The 22,297-nt window shown below is 59.7% G+C and carries 18 protein-coding genes; 9 read left to right on the forward strand and 9 right to left on the reverse strand.

Annotation, left to right across the window (positions count from 1 at the left end; genetic code table 11):
- Nucleotides 1-158 precede the first annotated feature (158 nt).
- Complete coding sequence (locus AC3WVQ_RS22480; RefSeq protein ID WP_034799296.1) at nt 159-1,181, reverse strand: LacI family DNA-binding transcriptional regulator; 1,023 nt, start codon at nt 1,179-1,181, stop codon at nt 159-161.
- A gap of 255 nt (nt 1,182-1,436) precedes the next feature.
- Between AC3WVQ_RS22480 and AC3WVQ_RS22485 the strand changes: the two genes are divergently transcribed.
- The 7 genes from AC3WVQ_RS22485 to AC3WVQ_RS22515 all read left to right on the forward strand — a co-directional run bounded on the left by AC3WVQ_RS22485 (nt 1,437) and on the right by AC3WVQ_RS22515 (nt 8,716).
- Nucleotides 1,437-2,771, forward strand: coding sequence for an ABC transporter substrate-binding protein (locus AC3WVQ_RS22485; protein WP_492383299.1), 1,335 nt, complete (start codon nt 1,437-1,439; stop codon nt 2,769-2,771).
- A 105-nt stretch (nt 2,772-2,876) separates the two neighbouring features.
- Nucleotides 2,877-3,824, forward strand: a complete 948-nt coding sequence (locus AC3WVQ_RS22490; RefSeq protein ID WP_043613808.1) for a carbohydrate ABC transporter permease — start codon at nt 2,877-2,879, stop codon at nt 3,822-3,824.
- A complete protein-coding gene (locus AC3WVQ_RS22495; protein WP_043613810.1) occupies nt 3,821-4,762 on the forward strand; it encodes a carbohydrate ABC transporter permease in 942 nt (313 codons plus the stop codon). Before AC3WVQ_RS22490 ends, AC3WVQ_RS22495 begins: the two co-directional genes overlap by 4 nt.
- The gene (locus AC3WVQ_RS22500) at nt 4,759-4,947 is read left to right on the forward strand and encodes a hypothetical protein (RefSeq protein WP_034799314.1); all 189 of its coding nucleotides are present in this window, start codon (nt 4,759-4,761) and stop codon (nt 4,945-4,947) included. The genes AC3WVQ_RS22495 and AC3WVQ_RS22500 overlap by 4 nt, the downstream gene beginning before the upstream one ends.
- A gap of 3 nt (nt 4,948-4,950) precedes the next feature.
- The gene (locus tag AC3WVQ_RS22505) at nt 4,951-6,048 is read left to right on the forward strand and encodes an ABC transporter ATP-binding protein (protein ID WP_060601486.1); all 1,098 of its coding nucleotides are present in this window, start codon (nt 4,951-4,953) and stop codon (nt 6,046-6,048) included.
- Nucleotides 6,041-7,036 carry an ABC transporter ATP-binding protein gene (locus AC3WVQ_RS22510; protein ID WP_060644320.1) on the forward strand — a complete coding sequence of 332 codons (996 nt, stop codon included), beginning with the start codon at nt 6,041-6,043 and terminating at the stop codon, nt 7,034-7,036. Before AC3WVQ_RS22505 ends, AC3WVQ_RS22510 begins: the two co-directional genes overlap by 8 nt.
- Nucleotides 7,037-7,045: 9 nt before the next feature.
- Nucleotides 7,046-8,716, forward strand: coding sequence for a dihydroxyacetone kinase subunit DhaK (locus tag AC3WVQ_RS22515; protein WP_492382984.1), 1,671 nt, complete (start codon nt 7,046-7,048; stop codon nt 8,714-8,716).
- Between the two features lie 86 nt (nt 8,717-8,802).
- Here AC3WVQ_RS22515 and AC3WVQ_RS22520 read toward each other — a convergent pair whose 3' ends face one another.
- The 4 genes from AC3WVQ_RS22520 to istA all read right to left on the reverse strand — a co-directional run bounded on the left by AC3WVQ_RS22520 (nt 8,803) and on the right by istA (nt 14,145).
- Nucleotides 8,803-9,000 (reverse strand): heavy-metal-associated domain-containing protein, encoded by a 198-nt coding sequence (locus AC3WVQ_RS22520; RefSeq protein WP_034799336.1) that lies wholly within the window; start codon nt 8,998-9,000, stop codon nt 8,803-8,805.
- Nucleotides 9,001-9,326: 326 nt separating this feature from the next.
- Complete coding sequence (locus AC3WVQ_RS22525) at nt 9,327-9,680, reverse strand: helix-turn-helix transcriptional regulator (RefSeq protein ID WP_457578614.1); 354 nt, start codon at nt 9,678-9,680, stop codon at nt 9,327-9,329.
- Between the two features lie 2,148 nt (nt 9,681-11,828).
- Nucleotides 11,829-12,623: an IS21-like element helper ATPase IstB gene (gene istB, locus AC3WVQ_RS22530; protein WP_192445786.1), complete on the reverse strand. Its 795-nt coding sequence runs from the start codon at nt 12,621-12,623 to the stop codon at nt 11,829-11,831.
- Complete coding sequence (gene istA / locus AC3WVQ_RS22535) at nt 12,613-14,145, reverse strand: IS21 family transposase (protein ID WP_112977380.1); 1,533 nt, start codon at nt 14,143-14,145, stop codon at nt 12,613-12,615. Before istA ends, istB begins: the two co-directional genes overlap by 11 nt.
- Before the next feature lie 711 nt (nt 14,146-14,856).
- Here istA and AC3WVQ_RS22540 point away from each other — a divergent pair.
- A complete protein-coding gene (locus AC3WVQ_RS22540; protein WP_192445360.1) occupies nt 14,857-15,243 on the forward strand; it encodes a SyrB-like regulator in 387 nt (128 codons plus the stop codon).
- 233 nt (nt 15,244-15,476) lie between these two features.
- Here the strand turns inward: AC3WVQ_RS22540 and msrA are convergent, their stop codons facing one another.
- The 4 genes from msrA to AC3WVQ_RS22560 all read right to left on the reverse strand — a co-directional run bounded on the left by msrA (nt 15,477) and on the right by AC3WVQ_RS22560 (nt 20,879).
- Nucleotides 15,477-16,202, reverse strand: coding sequence for a peptide-methionine (S)-S-oxide reductase MsrA (msrA, locus tag AC3WVQ_RS22545; RefSeq protein WP_404528635.1), 726 nt, complete (start codon nt 16,200-16,202; stop codon nt 15,477-15,479).
- A 10-nt stretch (nt 16,203-16,212) separates the two neighbouring features.
- On the reverse strand, nt 16,213-17,979 hold the full coding sequence (locus tag AC3WVQ_RS22550) for a cytochrome c biogenesis protein DipZ (RefSeq protein WP_404528637.1): 1,767 nt from the start codon (nt 17,977-17,979) through the stop codon (nt 16,213-16,215).
- Nucleotides 17,980-18,155: 176 nt separating this feature from the next.
- A complete protein-coding gene (locus AC3WVQ_RS22555) occupies nt 18,156-19,472 on the reverse strand; it encodes a sensor histidine kinase (RefSeq protein WP_404528638.1) in 1,317 nt (438 codons plus the stop codon).
- Nucleotides 19,473-20,003: 531 nt separating this feature from the next.
- Entirely contained in the window at nt 20,004-20,879 is an 876-nt protein-coding gene (locus AC3WVQ_RS22560) for a LysR family transcriptional regulator (RefSeq protein WP_192445364.1), read from the reverse strand.
- A gap of 155 nt (nt 20,880-21,034) precedes the next feature.
- On the opposite strand from AC3WVQ_RS22560, the gene choX reads away from it, so the two are divergent.
- Nucleotides 21,035-21,982 carry a choline ABC transporter substrate-binding protein gene (gene choX / locus AC3WVQ_RS22565; RefSeq protein WP_492382985.1) on the forward strand — a complete coding sequence of 316 codons (948 nt, stop codon included), beginning with the start codon at nt 21,035-21,037 and terminating at the stop codon, nt 21,980-21,982.
- The last annotated feature ends 315 nt before the right edge of the window (nt 21,983-22,297 follow it).

Genomic DNA, 22,297 nt, shown 5'->3' on the forward strand with positions numbered 1-22,297 from the left:
GCGGTCCGCGCCTGTCCTCGATCGCCTTGAACGAAGGCGCCTGGTCATAGTCGGGTGCGTGGGGCGGGCCTCCTCACGCGCCTGTCGGCGGCGCCGTCGCGATCAGGCGTTGCTCCATCTGCTTGGGGTGCGCACGTCAAAGATGCACTCTCCGAGGGTCAGAGGTTCTCCTTGAGGAGGACCTCTATTCTGATCTTGTCCTGTGCGGCGTGCGGTTCGCGAAAATCCGTTCGCGCGCGCATGATGCGGATGGCGCTGCGCACGGCGTGTCCCGGGTCCTGGGCGATGACGGCGTCAACGCTGGCGTCGCGCAGGCCGCGTTCGCTGAAGGGGGTGCGTTCGTGGACGACCACCGTGATCTTTTGCAGATCGGTGAAGGATGCTGCGCCCTCGAGCGGGATCCTGGCCTCGGAACTCAACACGTAGATCGCCGCAACCTCTTGATTGTTTTCAAGGACTCGCTGGAGGATCTGGGTGGCCCTGCGCTCGTCGCCGTGGGTTTCGACCGAGGGCAGACATTGCAGGTGAGGGAACTGTGAATTGACGATATCGTCGAAGCCGAAGCGTCGCTGGATGCTGTCGAGCGACTGCATCGTCTCGGCCACGATCAGGACCTTTCCCGCCCTCCGGCCGACAAACCGGCCGATGATCTTGGCCGCCGTCGCGCCGGCGGCGTAGTTGTCGACGCCCACGAAATCGGCGGTCGGGAGCTTTTCCTGTCCGGACAGAAACTGCACGAACTTGACGCCGCGTTCGATCAGGCGGCCGATCGCGTCGCGCACTTGCGGCGATTCCGGCGCCATCATCGCGATCCCGTCGAATTCGTTCTCGTCTATATCGGCGAGGTACTTGGCAACCTTATGCGGGTCGTCGATCGGGATCTGGACGAAATCGAGGTCGATGAGATCCCCCTTCATCGACACCCGCGCCTCTTCCACCCGGTGGATGAGTTCCGCCAGATAGAGATCGCCGCTCGTCGGCAGCACGAACCGGAACCGGTAGCTCTTGTTGCGGGCAAGGCTGACGGCTGCCGGGTTTCGAATAAATCCAATGCGCTCAATGGCTTCGTTGACACTGCGAACGGCCCTCGGGCTGACATTCGGCCTGTCGTTCAGCACGCGGTCGACGGTTGCGAGGCTCAAGCCCGCTGCCTCAGCAAGATCTTTGGCTGTTGGCCGCATGCGGAACTCCCAGTGTGTATCGTCTCCAATCTACTCCACCAAAATCGCCGCGAAATCAAGAATTGATGTGCGCACCTCAAAAATCGCTTGCGCTGAGGTGCGCACCTCAGTTATGAATCCTTCAGCGAAGAACGCAGGCTCTGAATGCGGCCGCGCCCACCGCTAGTGCCAAGAGGATTTAGGTACGCCAACCGCCCGGTCAGGGCGCTTTCCTTCTGATGGAGGTCAGAAGGTACAAGGGGGAGGAACCCAATGATGAAACGGATTCTGTTGAGCTCCACAGTCATGGTCGGAGCGTATTTTGCCATTGCGGGTGCGTCCGGTACGCACGCTTCCGCAGCCGAACTGACCCTTTGCTGGGCCGCCTGGGATCCGGCCAATGCGCTCGTCGAGCTCAGCAAGGATTTCGAAGCCAAGAGCGGCAACACGATGAAGTTCGAATTCGTGCCGTGGCCGAACTTCGCCGACCGGATGCTGAACGAGCTGAATTCCGGCGGCAAGCTCTGCGATCTGATGATCGGCGACAGCCAGTGGATTGGCGGCGCCGCCGAGAATGGCCAGTACATCAAGCTCAATGATTTCTTCGACAAGGAAGGGATCAAGATGGACGACTTCATTCCCGCAACCGTCATCGGTTACGCGGAATGGCCGAAGAATTCGCCGAACTACTGGGCTCTGCCGGCGTTCGGTGACGTGGTCGGTTGGACCTATCGCAAGGACTGGTTCTCGCGTCCCGAACTCCAGGCGGAGTTCAAGCAGAAATACGGCCGGGATCTCGCCGTGCCGAAGACCTTCGCCGAACTCAAGGATATCGCCGAATTCTTCCAGAAGCGCCAGGTCGACGGCAAGACCGTCTATGGCGCTGCCATCTATACGGAGCGCGGCTCAGAAGGCATTACCATGGGCGTGATGGACGTGCTCTACAGCTACGGCTTCGAGTACGGAAATCCGAAGAAAGCCTATGAGCTCGACGGCTTCGTCAACTCGGCGGACGCAGTCAAGGGCCTGGAATTCTACAAGGCGCTCTACGATTGCTGCACACCGCCCGGCCATTCCGACGCCTACATGTCGGAGGATATCGACGCCTACAAGTCCGGCCAGGTCGCCCTGCAGATGAACTTTGCCTTCACCTGGCCCGGCATCCATGCCGACGCCAATGTCGGCGGCGACAAGTCCGGCTACTTCCCCAATCCTGCTGGTCCGGCCGGTGTGCAGTTCGCCCAGCTCGGCGGCCAGGGCATCTCGGTCGTCGCAGCGTCCGACAAGCAGAAGGAAGCGCTGGATTACATCAAGTGGTTCGCGCAGCCTGAAATCCAGAAAAAGTGGTGGGCGCTCGGCGGATACTCCGCACTGCGCTCGGTGGTCGAGGACCCGAGCTTCGCCACGAGCCAGCCCTATGCGCAGACCTTCCTGGATTCGATGGCAATCGTGAAGGACTTCTGGGCCGAGCCGTCATACGCCTCGCTGCTGCAGGCCTCGCAGAAGCGCTTCCACGATTACGTCGTTGCCAACCAGGGCACGGCGAAGGATGCGCTCGACGGTCTCTCTGAGGACTGGAAGGACATCTTCGAAGACGAAGGCAAGTATTGACGCAAACACCCGCCGCCTCCCGGCGGAAGCGTCCATGCGGGGCCGGCCGGCCGATCTCTCGCGCCGGCCCCGCATGCCCATTCGTCAATGCCTTAGGGGAATACCATGCTCCATTCTTCGATCGATCGCGCTGCGCACGCGACGCCGCCCGTGCTTGCACGGCGCATCAGAGGGTTGTCGGACCGCGCGATCGCCTGGATCTTCGTCGCACCGTCCATTGTGCTTTTGCTTGCGATCAACATCTTTCCGCTGATCTGGACCGTCCGGCTGAGCTTCACCAATTTTCGCGTGAACCGCCCGAACGAACCTGTTCAGTTCGTCGGTCTGCGCAACTACCTGAACATCCTGACCGACAAGGATATCTGGCTGACGATGCAGGCGACGGCCCATTTCCTGATCTGGACGATCGTCCTGCAGGTGCTGATCGGCTTTGCTCTCGCCTATCTCATCAACAAGAAGTTCCGCGGCAATGACCTGTGGACGACCATCATCGTGCTCCCGATGATGCTGAGCCCGGCCGTCGTCGGAAACTTCTGGACCTTTCTCTACCAGCCGCAGATCGGCCTGTTCAATTACGCGATCGGGTTCCTGACCGGAGCAGACCCGTCCAGCTTCTCGATGATCGGCGACACGTCGCTGGCGCCCTGGGCGATCATCATCGTCGACACCTGGATGTGGACGCCATTCGTCATGCTCATCTGCCTTGCCGGGCTGCGCTCCATTCCGAGCAGCATCTATGAGGCGGCGGAGTGCGACCGGGCCAGCAGCTGGCGCCAGTTCTGGACCATCACCATCCCGATGGTGCTGCCGTTCCTGATGCTGGCCATCCTTTTCCGCGGCATCGAGAACTTCAAGATGTTCGACCTGGTCGTGCAGCTGACGGGCGGTGGCCCGGGCTCGATCACGGAGCTGACGTCGATCAACCTGAAGCGTGAAGCCTTCGAGAAATGGCGCACCGGATACGCGTCCGCCTATGCCGTCATCCTCTTCGTGACCGTCTTCGGCCTTGCGTCGATCTATGTCAAAGCACTCAACAAGGTGAAGCAGAGATGAGCAGCTTTTCTGTAACGGAGCCATCCGCACGGCAGAAGTGGTTCGCAGGCGCCCTAGTCGTGCTTTATGCGGTGATCACCATTCTCCCGTTGCTCTGGATCATCGGAACGGGTTTCAAATCGCCCTCTGACGCGATCGCCTATCCGCCGAAGACCTTCTTCGAGCCGACGCTCGAAGGCTATGTGAACCTCTTCACGACGCGCACCCGCGTTTCGGAAGAACAACTGAAGGAAATGGGCGAACCGAAGACCTGGTACGAGCGTCTCGTTCGCAAGGATGGGCTGATCATCGCCGGCCCGTCGCGGTTCCCGGAGCGCTTCTACAATTCCGTCATCATCGGGTTCGGCTCGACGGTGCTGTGCATCGTGCTCGGAACGGCCGCGGCCTATGCCTTCTCGCGCTTCAAGGTGCCGCTCAAGGACGACCTGCTGTTCTTCATCCTTTCCACGCGCATGATGCCGCCGATCGCGGTCGCCATTCCGATCTTCCTGATGTTCCGCTCGCTCGGGCTGAACGACACCCATGCCGGCATGATCCTGCTCTATACGGCAGTCAACCTGTCGCTCTCGGTCTGGCTGCTCAAGGGCTTCATCGACGAGATCCCGATCGAGTATGAAGAGGCAGCGCTGATCGACGGCTACACTCGCTTCCAGGCTTTCTACAAGGTCGTGCTGCCCCAGGCGGCGACCGGCATCGCGTCGACGGCTATCTTCTGCCTGATCTTCGCCTGGAACGAATACGCCTTCGCCGTGCTGCTCACGTCGGGCACCGCGCAGACCGCACCGCCCTTCATCCCGACGATCATCGGGGTCGGTGGGCAGGACTGGCCGGCGGTGGCGGCCGGTGCGACCCTCTTCCTCGTCCCCGTGATGGTGTTCACGATCCTGCTTCGCAAACACCTGCTGCGCGGCATCACCTTCGGAGCGGTAAGAAAATGACAGCTTTCCTCAACCAGTTGCTCCGCCTTCGCCGTGGCGCATGGGAAATGGTGGCATCGGTGCTCATCGCGCTGGGCGTGGTCATGCTCATGCAGCCAGTGTCGCTCACGCTCTACTCCTTCTCCTTCCTCGTGACGCTGCTTGGAACAGTCATGTTCATCATCGTCAGCCATTTTCCGGAGTGACCCATGGCACAGATCAGAATTGAAAATGTGCGCAAGGAGTTCGGAGCGTTCACGGCTGTCCAGTCTTCGAGCTTCACGGTGGAAGACGGCGAGTTCTTCATGCTGCTCGGCCCATCGGGATGCGGCAAGACGACGACGCTTCGGATGATGGCGGGACTGGAGCTGCCGACGAGCGGCCAGATCTATATCGGCGGCGAAGAGGTCGGCATGAAGCGGGCGAGGGAGCGCGATATCGCCTTCGTCTTCCAGATGTTCGCCCTCTATCCCCACATGAACGTACGCAAGAACATCTCCTATCCGCTCGTCAGCCAGGGGATGAAAAAGGCGGATGTCGCGGCGCGTGTCGCCGAGGTGGCAAAGATCCTCAGAATTGAAGGCATTCTCGACAAGCCGGTCGGCGGGCTCTCGGGCGGTGACCGCCAGCGTGTTGCGCTCGGCCGGGCGATTGTCCGCAACCCGAAGGCCTTCTTCATGGACGAGCCGCTCGGCGCGCTCGACGCGGAGTTCCGCGAACATATGGCGGGGGAACTGCGGGCGCTGCACGATCGCATGGGCGCCACCACCGTCTATGTGACCCACGACCAGCTGGAAGCGATGCAGATGGGTGACAAGATCGTCGTCATGAACCACGGCGTCATCGAGCAATTCGGCCGGCCGCAGCAGATCTACGACTGGCCGGCGACGAAGTTCGTCGCCAAGTTCATCGGCTCCCCGTCCATGAACTTTCTGGAGTTCGAGGGCATGATCGGTATCGGCGGCGACAGCATCGATCTCGGTGGGAAAAAGGTGGCGGTGCCGGCGTCGCGTGAGGGCAGGGCCGGCACGCTGTCGCTCGGTGTGCGTCCCGAGCATGTCCGTTTCGTCGACGACTCCAGCTACAGAGGCCGCGTGATCGCCGTCGAGTATCTCGGCACGACACAGATCGTCACGATCGAAACGCCCAACGGCGAGATCAAGGCGCGCACGCCCTCCAGTCAGGCAGCCCGTACCGACGAGCTTCTCGGTCTCGATTTCAACGCGCGGACCTTGACGCTCTTCAATGCGGAGACGGGTCGTGCTCTTGTCTCCGAAGCCAACGAGGGAGTGCTGCGCCGTGGCTGAAGTCATCCTAAGAAACGTGACGAAGACATTCGGCACCCACACAGCGCTGGACGGTGTCTCGATGACGATCCCGGACGGGTCGTTCGTGGTTCTCCTGGGCCCGACAGGCGCCGGAAAGACGACGACGTTGCGCATGGTCTCGGGGCTCGACACGCCTAATAGCGGCGAGATCTTTATCGGCGGGATGTCCGTGCAAGGACTGACGCCGGCGCAGCGCAACGTGGCGATGGTATTCCAGCAATATTCGCTCTACCCGCATCTGTCCGTCCGGCAGAACCTGGAATTTCCGCTGAAATCCCCGCTCTTGAAAACGCCGCAGAAGACGATCGACGAAAAGGTGAACGCCATCGCCGAGGTCTTGCAGATTTCGCACAAGCTCGACAACAAGGCGACCGCCTTGTCCGGTGGCGAAATGCAGCGCGTGTCGATCGGGCGTGCGCTTGTCAGAAACCCGCAGATATACCTGATGGACGAGCCCTTGAGTTCGCTCGACGCGAAGCTTCGAGCCGATCTGCGCGTCGAACTGAAGAACATTCAGGCAAAGTCCGGGGCGACGCTTCTTTACGTCACCCACGACCAGATCGAAGCGATGACCATGGCAACGCATATCGGTGTGCTCGAAGAGGGCAGGCTTGTTCAGTTCGGATCACCAAGAGAGGTGTACGAAGCGCCGGTCAGCGTTTACGCCGCGACCCGCCTCGGCCAGCCGCGCATCAACGTCCTGCCTGCCAAGCTTTTTGCGGGCGCGCCGGACAAGGCGCAGTCGATCGGCCTTCGCCCCGAAAATATCGTCCAGGGAGCCGGAGAAGATGCACTCGTGACCCGTGTCGAACATCTGGGCGACCAGACGCGCCTGCATCTCACGTTCAAGCAGCACAACCTCGTGACGGTCACGGACCCCCATACTGGGTTCCGCGGCGGCGAGACTATCAAGATCCAGCCAGACAAGCCGCTCTTCTTCGACGCGGCCGGAATGCGCATCGCTTAGGAGGCGAACATGAATCAGTTTATCAACCGCAAGGAAAATGCGGTTACGGAAGCGATCGACGGGGTTCTTGCCGCATCCGGCGGCGCGCTCAGCCGCCTCGACGGATATCCGCACATTCGCGTCGTCCTGCGCTCCGACTGGGACAAGGGCAAGGTCGCGCTCGTCTCCGGTGGCGGCTCGGGACACGAGCCCGCGCATATCGGCTTCGTCGGCAAGGGCATGCTGACGGCCGCCGTCTGCGGCGACGTCTTCGCATCGCCGAGCGTGGACGCGATCCTCGCCGGTATCCTGGCGGTGACGGGACCTGCCGGCTGCCTGCTGATCGTCAAGAACTACACCGGTGACCGGCTGAACTTCGGCCTCGCGGCCGAACGCGCCCGCGCCTACGGCCTCAATGTGAGCATGGTCATCGTCGATGACGACATCGCGCTGCCGGACCTTCCGCAGGCGCGCGGTGTCGCCGGTACCCTTTTCGTCCACAAGATCGCCGGAGCGCTCGCAGAAAGCGGGGCGGACCTCGATACGATCGCCAATGCGGCGCGCAAGGTCATATCGGGCACGAGCACCATCGGCATGTCGCTCGATACCTGCACCGTTCCGGGTTCGCCGAAGGAACATCGCATCCCCGAGGGCCATGCGGAACTCGGCCTCGGCATCCATGGCGAAGCTGGCGTCGAACAGATTGTGCATTCCGATGCGAGAAGCGCTGTTGCCGCCATGGTCGAGCGCCTGCAGGCGGCGATGGAGGACAAGCCGCACGTGGTGCTCGTCAATAATCTCGGCGGAACGTCTATCCTGGAAATGTCTATTCTCATGCACGAACTCGCCCAGTCGGCGATCGCCGATCGGATCGTGCATCTCGTCGGACCTGCGCCGATGATGACGTCGCTGGACATGCGCGGCTTTTCCGTCTCCGTCTACCCGGCCGACAAGGCCGAGCTGGAGCTGTTGTCCCGGCCCGTGGCGCTTCCGGCCTGGCCAGGCGTGACCGCCGTCAGGCCGGTGAATGTTCTCGCCCTGCCTGATGGCCTGACGCCGATTTCACCTCTGCCTTCGCGGCACGATGCGACGCGGCAGTTCCTGCTTGCCTGCTGCAACCTGCTGATCGATGCGGAAAGGGACCTGAATGCACTCGATGCCAAGTCCGGAGACGGAGACACCGGCTCGACACTCGCCGGCGCCGCACGGGCACTCATTCAGGCCCTCGATCGCCTGCCGCTATCCGACCACACGCAGCTCTTCCGCGCCATCGGGCAGGAGTTGAGCCAGACGATGGGCGGCTCTTCGGGCGTGCTTCTGGCGATCTTCTTTGCCGCCGCCGGGGATGGCGCCTCGAGCGGGCTTTCGATCCGCGAAGCGCTGAAAGCCGGGTTGGCGCGCATGCAGGAAATCGGCGGGGCGCAGATCGGCGACCGCACCATGGTCGACGCGCTTTCTCCGGCACTGGACGCGCTCGACGCGAGCATCGGCGCGGCCTCCAAGGCGGCGCGCGACGGCGCCAATCTGACCGCGACGCTGGTGCGGGCAAGGGCAGGGCGTGCCGCTTACATCAATGCCAAGCAACTCGAAGGGCACATCGATCCCGGCGCCGAAGCGGTCGCTCGCCTGTTCGAGCACCTGGCACGGCATCCGGATATGCTCGGGCGCCAGCCGGAGGGGGCTGCAGCCGTCGCCGGCTGACGGTGACCGAAACATTGCCCTGACAACAAAACGCCCCGGAAAGCCGGGGCGTTTCGTGACGGGAGGTGTCGGAGGGGAGCGTGCGCTCAGAGCGCGCGGCTCTCGTATCCGGCCGCCTTCAGGGCGTCTGCGATCGGCCCTGCCGCTGCGGCGGTCTCGACGCTGACTTCCCGATTGCCGAGATCGACCTTGATCGTTGCCTGCGGGTCGACGCTCAGGATCGCCTTCTGGACGACGCCGGCGCAGTGGCCACAGGTCATGTTGTCGATCTTGTAGTTCTGCATGCTTGTCTCCTTGGTTCGGTTGTGAGACAAACATGGCGTCTCCCACCGTTGGAAGGTCAATAGGCCTTCAAGATATTTGTTTGCGGCATTTCCATGGTGAGCCAAAACCAAGATGGGCCGAAACCAAAAAAAGATGGCGCGCTCCAAAAAATGTTGGCGTGAACCATAAGCAGAATTTCCAGCTATCCTCTTATCCATATTAAGAGAATCCAGCGGATCCGGCCATACCTCGCCGCAGTTTCGCCACAGTCCGCGGTGCCGCGAACTGCATTTGCGGCACCGTTCAGTTGGGGTTGGCAAGGGTATCAGACCAAAAAAAGCTGACACTAAATGCTGGCATCCGTCGGATTGTCAGCGTCGGATTTGTGCTCAGTGCCCCGCGCCAGTTTGCCAAATCGGTCGAGGATGGCGGTCATCATAGCGGCCTCAGCGCTCCGAGCCTTCCTGGCAAATGCTTCGAAGACCGCGTTGAAAGAATTGTCGGCGGTGGTTTCGTCCGGTATGCCGAAGGCTTCTCTCATTAGTTGAAGATTCCGGAGTTTCCAAGCTTTTGGGTTCTCAAGCCAAGCGTGGATTACCTCTTTCGGAAACCCGACCCGCCCGCCTGACAACTCAAGGTGCCAAGGAAAGGTGCCTTTCGGCTGCATGGTACGAATGTTCGTTTCCGACAGCGTCGTCATCTGGCAGACCTCCGGCCAAGTATAGTAATAAATGTGGAAATTAGACATAGCTTCGCCTCTCATCATTGCGTTGAAGTAAAGGTAATCACTTTCGCTCCTGCGAGCCAAGGAGGCCAAGCATAATACGCCTACTAATCGTATTAGTCTACACCAATAGTCTATTGTGCTCGCACATATCTAGAGTGGCGTTCCTGAAGGCAAGTCATATTGTTGACAACGCGGATTTATATACTTAAAGATTCATAGTTGAATCTTTCCTGTCCGTCGGTGAGTTCTTCAAGGCTTGGGACCTTCGTATGGGCCTCTTCGGTCAGCGAGAGATGGGCCGCAGCACTCGTCCTGGGCTTTTAAAAAGGTTGACATTCACTTGCTCAGCGAACATAATGATCACGATGTAATCATTTTGCTCACTAGGAGTGACAGCATGTTGTAGGGGAGGTGCGAGTAAGCGCAGCCGCTCGGCTGCAAGTCGAATCCTTCGCCTCAACGAGTGCGTGACCCGAATCCAATTCTCGTTTGGCTGTCCTGGACAATGTCAGCAAAGCTTGAGCAAGGATTCGCGAGTGTACGAGTTCATCGGCTTTGCGGCTGGAGATGCCCGCAAAAGCCGGCCGGAATCGTGTGTGTTGAATCCTCGAGCACAGCAGCAGTTGTGCTAGGAAGGTTTGCGCATCCGGAACGGGATCGACCGAGATCAGCCGCGTTTGAAGGATTCCACGAAGGATTCGGTCATGCCGTCCGAAGGCGGGCTGCGGAGGGAGTTAGCATGGCTCCATGCCCATCTCTCGCTGGAACGATCTCGTGGTCTTGGCGATGAAGCACGCGCCGTCAGTCACTCTGCGGAGTTTCGCAGGATGTTGATCCGGCCGAAGCGGTTTGCGATGGGGGTGATGACCAGCCCCTGAGCATCTTCGCTGTTGATCCTCCGACTGTGGCAACATCGGCAAGGCCTCACGGCCAAAGACTCGGGGGCGAAAGCGAGCGCACCTTCTCTTTGTTGTCACCGCCGTTTTCGAACCCGTCTGAGCACCACCGAAGGATCGATGCTTTGGCCGCAACACGGCCGACATAACGGAGGGTATCGATCGCACCGGTATGCATGAGAAACGCCCCACTGAGTCTTCGTCACCCTGTAGACGCAGGTGGCATTTGCTAGTGTGGCCCTGGTTGGCGGCGCTTTGACGCAAAATGGCATGAACCGTCGATAGCCGTGGGTCGGCAAAGTGGCGATGATTCCTTTGATTGCTTCGACCAGTTCTCGATCAGCAGCGGCGGACGTCAACGGGCTTTGGAAGGACCAAGCTCAAGCACATCACCGTCGCAGTGAGTGGCTTTCGGCGCTTATAGGGAGCGCACCAGATGCTTCTTTGGCCGCGGCAATCTCAAGCGCTTCCTTGAGAGCTTCGCCTTCCATTGTCTTCTTCCCAAGTGGGCGCTCCGGCTCCTTGACCTGGCTCTGGAGGGCGATACTCCGATTCCGGGACGACGTCCTCTCAGAAGCCGGTGCCGTGACTGCGCCTTGCACCGCGAGCTTGCGCCAGTTGACACTTGACGCCGGGCTACGATGCTCACTGTCGCTTCCTGCTCATACGTCGCACGTGACCGGGTTTATGAGGCGAGTCCAAGTGGCTACTGACGCACCTGCGATTCATTTCAACTCGATGACAAGCTAACAGCGAAAGCGACCAAGGACTTTCGACGGTCGCCGTCTTGCGGTTCATAACTTCTTTGGGCTTCCTTGCTGATGCTTGGGGTTTCCCGCAGTACAAAGCGGCGGTTCGTGGTCGTTAAGGGCCAGCCGCGGGCAATGGTGCTTCGATATGCGGCGGCGAAAGCTCTCAAGCTTGGGCTAGGAAGAAGCAGGGGGAACAGGCTTATTGGAGGCGCGATGGGAATAAAACATAATCAAATCAAATAGTTATTGACTTGTCTTGAAAACATGATGAGCTTTCGTTCCCCTTATTCCGTAGGAGCGCGAGCGATGGCTGCGTCTCTAACCTTTGGCCGTATCGCCAGATCTAAAGAGGGCGGTCCTCTCCGCCGCATACATTGTGGTGGTCGTCCATCTCCGTCAGGTGTTGGTTTCCGCGCGGAACTGAGCCGGTTTTTCCACCGAGAAGTGAGCCACCTCTGAGTATGGTTTTCTGATCAGGGTTTGGTCAAGGGATTGGCTTTTTCTCCTCTCTTCTGGGCCGCAGCGGCCGAGCTGGCTTTGAAGCGGAAGCTGTCGTTGCCGGTTTCCAGGATGTGACAACGATGGGTCAGACGATCGAGGAGAGCGGTCGTCATCTTGGCGTCGCCGAAGACCGTGGCCCATTCGCTGAAGCTGAGGTTGGTGGTGATCACCACGCTGGTCCGCTCGTAGAGCTTGCTCAGCAGGTGGAAGAGTAATGCGCCGCCGGAGGCGCTGAACGGCAGGTATCCCAACTCGTCCAGGATCAGCACGTCGAGCCTGACCAACGTCTCTGCGATCTGGCCCGCCTTGCCCTTGGCCTTTTCCTGCTCGAGCGCGTTGACCAATTCGATGGTCGAGAAGAAGCGGACCTTTCGGCGATGATGCTCGATCGCCTGAATGCCGAGTGCTGTCGCGACATGTGTTTTGCCTGTGCCCGGCCCGCCGACGAGCACGATATTCTGCGCTCCGTCCATGAACTCGCATCGGTGCAACTGGCGCACGGTCGCTTCGTTGATCTCGCTGGCGGCGAAGTCGAAGCCGGAGAGGTCCTTGTAGGCCGGGAAGCGGGCAGCCTTCATGTGATAGGCGATGGATCGAACCTCGCGCTCGGCCATTTCGGCTTTCAGCAACTGGGACAGGATCGGCACGGCCGCGTCGAAGGCCGGAGCCCCTTGCTCGATCAGGTCCGTGACGGCCTGGGCCATGCCATACATCTTCAGGCTGCGCAGCATGATGACGACGGCCGCGCTGGCAGGATCATGACGCATGGCGACCTCCTACGATCCGGACGCGCAAGCCGTCGTAGCGTTCGACATTGGCCTTGGGTTCACGCAGCAAGGTCAGCGCCTGTGGCGTATCGATGTCCGGGCCGTCGGTCGTCTTGCCGTCGATCAGCCGGTGCAGAAGATTCAACACGTGCGTCTTGGTCGCCACGCCCGCATCCAGAGCCAGTTCCACAGCCCTGACGACGACCTGTTCGTCGTGATGAAGCACAAGCGCGAGGATATCGACCATCTCACGGTCACCGCCAGGGCGGCGAAGCATCTGGTCCTGGAATTGCCGAAAGGCCAACGGCAATTCCAGGAAGGGCGCACCATTGCGCAAGGCACCGGGCTTGCGCTGGATGACCGCAAGGTAATGCCGCCAGTCGTAAATCGTTCGCGGCGGTTTGTCGTGGCTGCGCTCAATGACCCGCGCATGTTCGCATAGGATATTGCCCTCGGCCGCAACGACCAGCCGCTCAGGGTAAATCCGCAGGCTGACGGGCCGGTTCGCAAAGGATGCAGGCACACTGTAGCGGTTCCGTTCGAAGGTAATGAGGCATGTCGGTGAGACGCGTTTGCTTTGCTCGACGAAGCCGTCAAAAGCGCTAGGCAACGCCATCAACGCGGCCTGCTCTGCGACCCAAATGTCGGCGATCGTGCCAGGCAAGGTGCCGTGCGATGTCTCCCGCCACAGGTTCTGGCAATGCTGTTCCAGCCAGGCATTCAATGCCGCCAAATCTGGGAAGTCCGGCATCTGTTGCCACAGCCGTGGACGGGCATCCTGGACGTTCTTCTCGACCTGACCCTTCTCCCAGCCTGCCGCCGGATTGCAGAACTCGGGTTCGAAGACGTAGTGGTTCGTCATCGCCAGGAAGCGGATGTTGACCTGCCGCTCCTTGCCCCGTCCCACGCGATCGACCGCCGTCTTCATGTTGTCATAGATGCCGCGACCAGGCACGCCGCCGAACACCCGGAAGCCGTGCCAGTGGGCATCGAACAGCATCTCATGCGTCTGCAGTAAGTAGGCTCTGAGCAGAAAAGCACGGCTGTGCGACAGCTTGATGTGCGCGACCTGAAGCTTCACGCGCTCTCCGCCTATGACGGCATAGTCCTCGCTCCAATCGAACTGGAATGCCTCACCTGGGCGGAAAGACAGCGGAACGAATATGCCGCGGCCCGTCGTCTGCTGCTCACGCTGCCGATCAGCCCGCCAATCACGGGCGAAAGCGGCCACCCGGCCATAAGAGCCGGCAAAGCCAAGAGCCACCAGATCGGCGTGAACCTGCTTCAACGTTCGACGCTGCTTGCGCGACTTCCCGGCCTCGGTCTTCAGCCAGCCGGCCAGTTTATCGGCAAAAGGATCGAGCTTGCTTGGTCGCTCTGGTATCGCGAACTTCGGTTCGATCGTGCCAGCGCTCAAGTACTTCGCGATCGTGTTGCGCGACAATCCGGTTCGTCGGCTGATCTCGCGAACCGACAGCTTCTCGCGCAGTGCCATCCGACGGATGATGTTTAAAAGTCCCATGTGGATCACTCCGTTGCCCCCGTCGCTCACCGCGTTGAGGGGAAGGTTCACATGGCTCAATTCTCAATGGAAATTATGCGCCTAACCGGCTCAGTTCCGCGCGGAAACCAACAGCGTCGTTCTCAAATCCGGCTGTCCTCTTTCACTGCCAGAACTCGGGCTTTTCGCTCGTCGAGTTATGTCCTCATAAGTTGAGTTTTGCAAGCAGAAATACAATTTATAGTTGCTGTATGATTTGTAACGCTTCAAAATAGAACGTCCGGAGGCGAGTTGCCGGAGCCTGCGCGGGGAGCATGCTATGGAAGTTGGCGGAGTTCACCGCAGCGGGAGCGTCTGAACACTGCTACAAACGGGATCCGCTTTCGGTTTTATCTAAATGAACGCGACAGGCCGCCCGGGCGCATACGATCGGACGATGCCGAGTTGCTCGTCACACCGGACTCGGCTCGGGGCCGACCTCGGTGCGTATGGCCTGCCTAATCCGGTAAGTCGGTATGGCACGGCTCGGAGTATGACGATGTTGGCATTCGCGGCCGCTTGCTAAGTCGCGCACGTGCGCCGCGCCTTGGCGGAGCCCTGGATCAGCTCGGAATGAGATCTAAGCGGTCGGCTGAGCTAGCATTTCGGCCGCAAGCCATCGCTCGGAAATCGCCATGATTGACTCTGTTCCTTCTCCGTTGGAAAAAGATGCTCCATTGATGGGGAACGAATATGGCAGACGAAAGCAATACCGAAATCGCTGAGGCAACGACGCCGACAGAAATAGTGCCGCCGAAAAAACGCGAAGGTGCGAAGGCAAAGAAGGCGGCTATCACAGCACCCGCCGAGGCGCCAAAGGCCGACGCTGTCAAAGCTGTGCGGGGAGGCACGAAAAAAGCGGTGAAGTCGGTCGCCAGCACAGCGTCAACCAAGAGCACCGCGAAAAGCGTTGCGCGAGCCCGCGTGGCGAAGCAAACGACGGCGCCGCCGGCTGCGGATCTCGACGACATTGCGGACCTGCTTAAGCTCGAAGAAGAGAACGCGCGGCTCCGCAAGACGCTTGCTGAAAAGCTGCGCGCGGAGAACGCAGACCTGCGTAAAAGGCTTGGTATTTCCTAACTTTGGAGCGAGGCCGATAGGAGTTAGCGATCGGCCTCGTCCTTTCTTTTGTCTGCGTGACGGTCGCAGCAATGCGTGCGACTGATCCGGCTGAAACAGTCTCAACGCCATCGAACGACTTGCTTCTATAGCTAGCGGGGGCGGCGCGGGCACTCTGTGCAAAACCCAACTTTGCCACGGTCGAATTGGGCATCGCGCAATCCAGCTCTGGGATGTTCGGCCCCGCTTCGAAGTTATGGTACTGAAAGGATCGGCTTCTCGCGATACAAAGTCGGATAAAGGCGTTGAAGAGCTTCGATCTTGGGCGCTTCGTAAAGACGTACGTAAGCTTGACTCGGGTTGTTGTATACGTAGTCCTGATGATACGCCTCCGCCGGGTAGAAGGACTTTTTGCGCTCGATAGTAGTCACAATGGGGCGGTCAAAGACCGCGGACGCGTTGAGGTGCCTGATGTAGCTTAAGGCGACAGCGGCCTGAGCTTCGTCTCGCGGGAAGATTACGGATCGGTATTGCGGACCGATGTCGGGCCCCTGACCTCCCAGTTGGGTAGGGTCGTGCGCTACCGAAAAATAGATCTCTAGCAACCGACCATAGCTGATCAGTTTGGGATCGAATTTGATCTCAACGGCTTCGGCGTGGTCGGTCTTGCCTGTTTCCGTCAGCTCGTACGTGGCCGTCTCAGCGGTTCCGCCAGCGTAGCCAGAGGTGACGCTCGTGACACCTACGACGTGCTGGAAGACCGCTTGAACTCCCCAGAAACAACCTCCGGCAAGAACTGCCTTCTGGCTCGGTTCCGTGGAGGCGATGTCATGAAGCGGCTTTGGAATCCGCGTGGCCTTGTGCGCCGGTGTCTCGCCAGCGAACGAAAGGGCCAGGCCGCCAACGACGACCGCAGCCGCGATGAGCAGGTACAGGGTAGCAGTTGACCATTTCTGGCCGTGAAGGTCCTTGTTGCCCATGGTGAGATCCTCAGCCAAAAGTGAAGACGAAGGCTTCGACGCCCGGCTTCAGAAAGCGGATCTCGAACGTCCGCTCCAGGGCGTCGCCAGACTGTCGCACCAACTGGTAGAGCCGGGTTTCTTTGACCGTTCCATTGCCTGACGCATCTGTGTCCGAGCCATGGTCGACTCCGGGCGGTTTTCCGTCTACCGTCACTTGGAACGGTACAGCGTCACCGTCGGCACCCGGTCCGAGCACCAGGTGCAAGTCACGTGCGCGAAACCGGTACGTAATGCCGCCGCCGGCCTCGTTTAGACGTGCCTGCTCCGCTCCAACGGTCCACGTGCCGGACAAGCCCCAACTATTGAGCCGAGGGTTGCTAATTGTATACCGCTGCGCGGTGTCCTCTAGAACCCGTTCGGCTGACGCAAAGTTCTGGGCACGCATGAATCCGATGTAGGTTTCGCCGGACCCCAGTCCCGCAAAGTTCGGGGCGGCTTCAGCGCCTTTTGCGTCCGGCTGGACGAAGCCGCTTTCCACCTTCCGCTTGCCCGCAGCATCAGCCAGAAGATCCTGGATGACGCGCTCGGACTCTTCGTAGTCGCCTTCCCCGAAATGGGTGTGCCGGATTTGCCCTTCAGCATCGATGAAATAGTGGGCCGGCCAGTAATTGTTGGCGAAGGCGCGCCAGATGGCAAAGTTGTTGTCGATCGCCACTGGGTAAGTAATCTTATAATCGCGTACTGCCTTCTCAACGTTCCCGATCTGCTTCTCGAATGCGAATTCCGGAGCATGAACGCCGATGACGACAAGTCCCTGATCCCGGTACTTCTCCGCCCAGGCGCGGACGTATGGAATGGTGCGTATGCAGTTGATGCAGGAATAGGTCCAGAAATCGACAAGCACGACCTTGCCGCGAAGCTCGGTCGTACTCAGCGGTTTCGAATTCAACCAATGTACAGCACCGTCGAGCGACGGGAATGATCCTTCGATCGGCAGATCGCTGCGATAGGCCGCCTGTCGCGTATCCTGAGCGGCAAGAGTCATGCGCGTGCTGTCTACGTTTGAAGATGTGCCACCGCGCATACGATCGAGGAGCGATTGTTCGAACCGCGCAGTGCTCGCGTAGGAGATCCGGGCTAGAACACCTGTGTCGAGACCAAGCGCAATCGCTGTGACACCGACTAGAACCGCAACCCCGAGACCCTGGCGAATATGGTCGCCGATGCCGAGAAAGCGTTTCATCGCAGCAAACACTCTGGCACTGGCAAGAATGGCGATGGCCAGAGAAGTCGCGGCCCCCGCGGCATAGGCGACAAGCAAGAGCGTCGTCTGGGCATTTGCCCCGTTCAGCGCCGCCCCGGTCAGCACTAGGCCGAGTACCGGTCCCGCGCAGGGCGCCCACAGCAGCCCGGTCGCAACGCCAAGCAGAATCGATCCACCGATGCTGCCCTTGTCCCCTCTAGCGGCGCTTCTCGACAGCCGGTTGCCGAGGTTTACAAGCGGGCCGGTGACGAAGGCGGCGGCCCGCGTCGAAAGCAGGGTCACACCGAAGACGGCGAGGAGTGCGATCGCCGCATACCGGCCGTAAACGTTCGCCTGTACCGTCCAACTGCCCCCGAGTGCCGCAAGCGAAGCGATGCCTGCAAAGGTCACGATCTTGGCCAGCAGCATGGGGAGAATGCGTCTGGAAAACGGCTGATCCGCGCGGGCAAACACGAAAGGCAGGACCGGCAGGATACAGGGGCTGACGATGGTCAGCACGCCTGCGAGATAAGCTACAAAAAACAGTATCATCGTCGTCTCTCTGCACAACATCAAAGCCTTCCGGCGTTGACGGCTTCACACGCGCGGCAGAGAAACACTGCGAAGTATCGGGTATGTTTCCGGTTTTCAGCGATATGTATCTGAGTGCAACAAGTGGCAGCGAGCGGATCGCAAAAGCGCTGCGGAACGGGGCTGGATGATCGTCGTCACAACGCGGCCAACGCAATCTCGGCTTCGAGTCCCCCGCCCTGCCTGTTCCGCAATGTCAACGTTCCTCCGAGAACATTGGCGAGTTGCTGGGCAATCGCCAGCCCGAGACCGGTACCACCCGTCTCGCGGTTTCGCGACTCCTCAAGCCTGAAGAATGGCTGCAGCACCTTCTCTAACTGGTCTTCTGGGATCCCTGGACCCCGGTCGGAAACTTTTATGCGGAGCTCTCCGTTGATGCCACGAGTAACATCGATCTCCGCGCTGCCGCCGAATTTAAGAGCATTATCAACTAAGTTCGTAAGGATGCGCCGCAATGCAAAGGGGCGTGTCGAAATTGCGCCGCCATTTAGCTGTGCGACCTTTACCTGCTTACCGGTATCCTGATAGTCATAGGCAAGGCTCTCGACAAAGGACGCAAGGTCGATACGGGAAGGCACTTCGGTTTTGCCATGGGCGCTCCGGGCATATGCGACACCTTCTTTTACAAGCCGCTCCACCTCTTCAAGATCCTGGACCAGCTTGGTGCGATCGCTGCTGTCGTCGGCCATCTCTGCGCGCAGCTTCATCCGGGTTATCGGCGTCTGCAGATCATGAGATATCGCGGCCAGTATTTGCACGCGTTCTTCCAGGTACTGCGCGATCCGGTCGCGCATGGCGTTGAAAGCTGCGGCTGCGTGTGCGACTTCGCGCGGCCCGACTTCGCTCAGGCGAGGGGTGTTGTGGTTCGGGTCGAGTGTGTCGGCAGCTTCCGCTAGCTTTGCGAGCGGGCGTATCGCAAGTCTCACGGCTATCCAACTGCAAATCACTAGAAGCAGAAGCTGTGCGATCAACACGAAGGGCAGCCAGTCCGCCACCTTCATCACGCCCCTCGGCGTGACGTCGATAGTCAATGGAGCCCCGTCGCTGAGGCGAAGATGCGCTTGAAAATGATGCTCCCGTTCGGTCAGAGCTTCGACCTTGATCGGGTAGGTCGCGCCTATCGCAGTCCGTATCTTGGAAGCCACCTCCGCTTCCTGTGGATCCAGCGCGGCGCTCCCGGGCGTTCCTTCGCCCAGGATGAACCGGTGCGAACCGCGTGCCAACTGATCCAGCCATGCAGGCCTCTCCGCCGCCGGGAGGCGGTCGAGAATCGCGACGGATGTGGCGATGTCGTCTTCGAGCGTTCTGAACATCACGGACTTGGCGGTCATATAGCGCTCGGAAAACAGCGCAATGAACGATAATCCATGCGCGAGCGCTAGGCCTGTCAGAAGAATGACGAAGAGGCGTGCCCTGAGCGTGTGCGGCCACAGGGAGGGCTTCTTGACGATCAACCGGGATCCCATCAGCGCAACTCCATGATCTCGAACCGACTGGAAGGACCATATGCCTTCCATTCCGCTACGCAGTCATACTCTTCTTGTAATGGGCTACAGCCTGGTTGGGGGTACCGCCGCAAACACCTGGGCAGTTGTGCCATTTCCTCGCCTGGATGAGTGTGCGCGGGCGAGGGGGCCCGGGGCTTCAAGTCGACGCGAACCTGCATCGGCTCTTGCCCTTCGATGCTCAGTTCAAGATCGGTGCGCATTATTGTGCAGGGCTCCGCGTAAGCCGACTGGCATGCCGGGCACTTGCTGCAACCACAATCACATTGAGCGGGAGCCTGTGCCGGGACATTGTGGGCCCTTTCCATGTTCGATGCGCCTAATGCGCCCTACGCATCTAAACTGCGGTTGTATCGCAGATATTTCGAGCCCTGCGGACTTTTGTAAGTCCATGTAGTATGTGCGCCTGGGGCGGCGCGATGCACGGTCTTCCCAATGCGGGCCAAGATGCGGCCGCAGGGCCTTCCAGCCGCAATCAAACTATTTTGAGGGTGGAAGGCTGAAGTGGGCTTCGGCAACCTTTTTGAGGGCTCTGATGGCCTTGTTTAGCAACGGATCGTGCCTGCGACGCCGCTGCAGAGCGACGTAAACGGGCTGTTGCATCTCGGGAGCGTCGGTGACCACCCGTAAATCGACGCCTGAATCTTGAAGACGGCTGATGGCGCGCTCAGGGAGATAGGCCGTCCCACCAAGCCGCTTGATGAGGCCAACGGCAAGCTCTTCGTAGCCGGCCGTCATCGGCGAATGTGCGAGATGCGGGAGGAGTTCCGCGTGGGTTCGTTCAACATACGCGGTGTAACATGCCCGGATATAGCGATCTGGTGTTACGTCCCGGATGTTCTCGAAGTCAGTCGAGACCATTACCAACCGTTCGGTGCCGATTTCCTCAATGTTGAGGTCAGGCAAGAACTGGGGAGCGAAAACTACGCCAATGTCGGCGGCGCCTTCCGCCAGATCCGATATTATCTTGGGGGAGGAGTCCGCTTCCAACTGCAAAGACAGACGTCTGTTGGATTTATGGAGTTCTTCGATCCAATCCAAAAAGAGGGACTGCATCAAACTGAATTGACCCGAAACGCGCAAGGTGCCTTCGTAATGCTCGAGGCCGCCAACGTCCCTGCGCGCGTGCCGCCATGCGGCCTTCAGTGACCGGGCGTGCTGCTCGAAGCGCAACCCGGAGGGCGTTGCCATCGCGCCCGAGCGTCCGCGGTAGAAAAGCCGGGTGCCGACGGCCTTTTCAAGCGCCTTAATGCGCCCGCTGATGGCCGATTGCGTAGTCTCCAGCCGTTCAGCTGTCCGACTGAAGTTTCTCGTGTCTAGCAGGTCGAGGAATGTGTCGATCAGTTCCAGGTTCATATCTTTGATCGCGCCTCACGATTGATAATGGCGTTTTGGTGGCTTTATCAGATCGTTGAGATTCCGTCATCTCCTGGTTGTGAACGCGAACCGTCCTGCCCTCTAGCCTAGCGTGCTGTCCAGAGCGTGAAAGTTTCCCTAAAGGTGGAGGAGAAATGTCTTTGTCGTTTTTACGCACCCTCGCCGGTGCCTCGCTAATGCTTTTCGGGAGCTTCGAGGTTAGTGTCGGCGCCGACCGACAAACCTGTCGGACGATCCGGTTGTCGGATCCCGGTTGGGTTGACGTTGCAGTGACGAACGCTCTTGCGAGCGTTCTCCTCAATGGTCTGGGCTATACGGTCGAGATCTCGACCCAGTCGCTCCCGGTCGGATACGAAATGCTGAAGAGTGGGAAGGTGGACGTTTTCCTCGGAAACTGGATGCCGGCGCAAAGGCGGTTCGTCGGCGAGTTGACGAGGGATGGTGCAATCGAGGTCCTTACTCGCAACCTGGTGGGGGCAAAACTGACCCTGGCGGTTCCGGACTACGTAGCGAAAATGGGGGTCAAGGATTTCGCCGATCTCCAGGAGCACGCGGACGCATTCGACCGCAAGATATACGGCGTCGATGTTGGCGCTGCGGTAAACGAAAACATTGAAGAGATGATCGGGGCGGGGAGCTTTGGCTTAGGCGATTGGGAAGTCATCGCGTCGAGCGAACAAGGGATGCTTTCACAGGTCGAACGAGCCGAACGAAAGGAACGCGCGATCGTTTTCATTGGTTGGGCTCCCCATCCAATGAACGAACGCTTCAATATGACATATCTCTCTGGAGGCGACGCCTTCTTTGGGGAGCGGTCCGGGGGAGCCGAGGTGTTTACCCTTGCCCGGTCAGGTTGGGCTGAAATGTGCCCAAATGCAGCTGCATTCTTCAGAAAGCTCGTGTTTGACGTCGGTATGGAAAACGTCCTGATGGGCAGGATCCTCGACGGAGAGGAGCCCACCTCTGCAGCCTCTTCCTGGCTGAAGCGCAATCCTGCCATCGTAGAAAGCTGGCTGGATGGGATAACCACGTTAGATGGCGCTTCGGGCGCTCATGCGCTATGGACCGCCTTGCGTCTCTGAGGCCAGAAGGAAAACGCACCTGTGCAGTTCCATGTACAGTTGGTGGCGGATGCTGCATCCAGACTCATTCTGCGCCGGTTGAAAAGGACAACTTCCACGTTAGGACTGCGCAGTCAGAGGAGGATATTCACAAGAACACGGCGCCGATGACTGCAACCATACGCTTTCCCGGGGGCCCGGGCTGCTAGCCATCAAATCTCATGACGGCTCCCCATAACGCAGCTACCTCTCGATCTAAAACGAACACGCAGTTCATTGGATTGGCGAGAGCCGCGCAGGGCCAGTCTTTAGCAGATGCCGCAAGGTCGGTCGGCA

This window comes from Ensifer sp. EB106-05-01-XG146 (genome assembly GCF_058791875.1).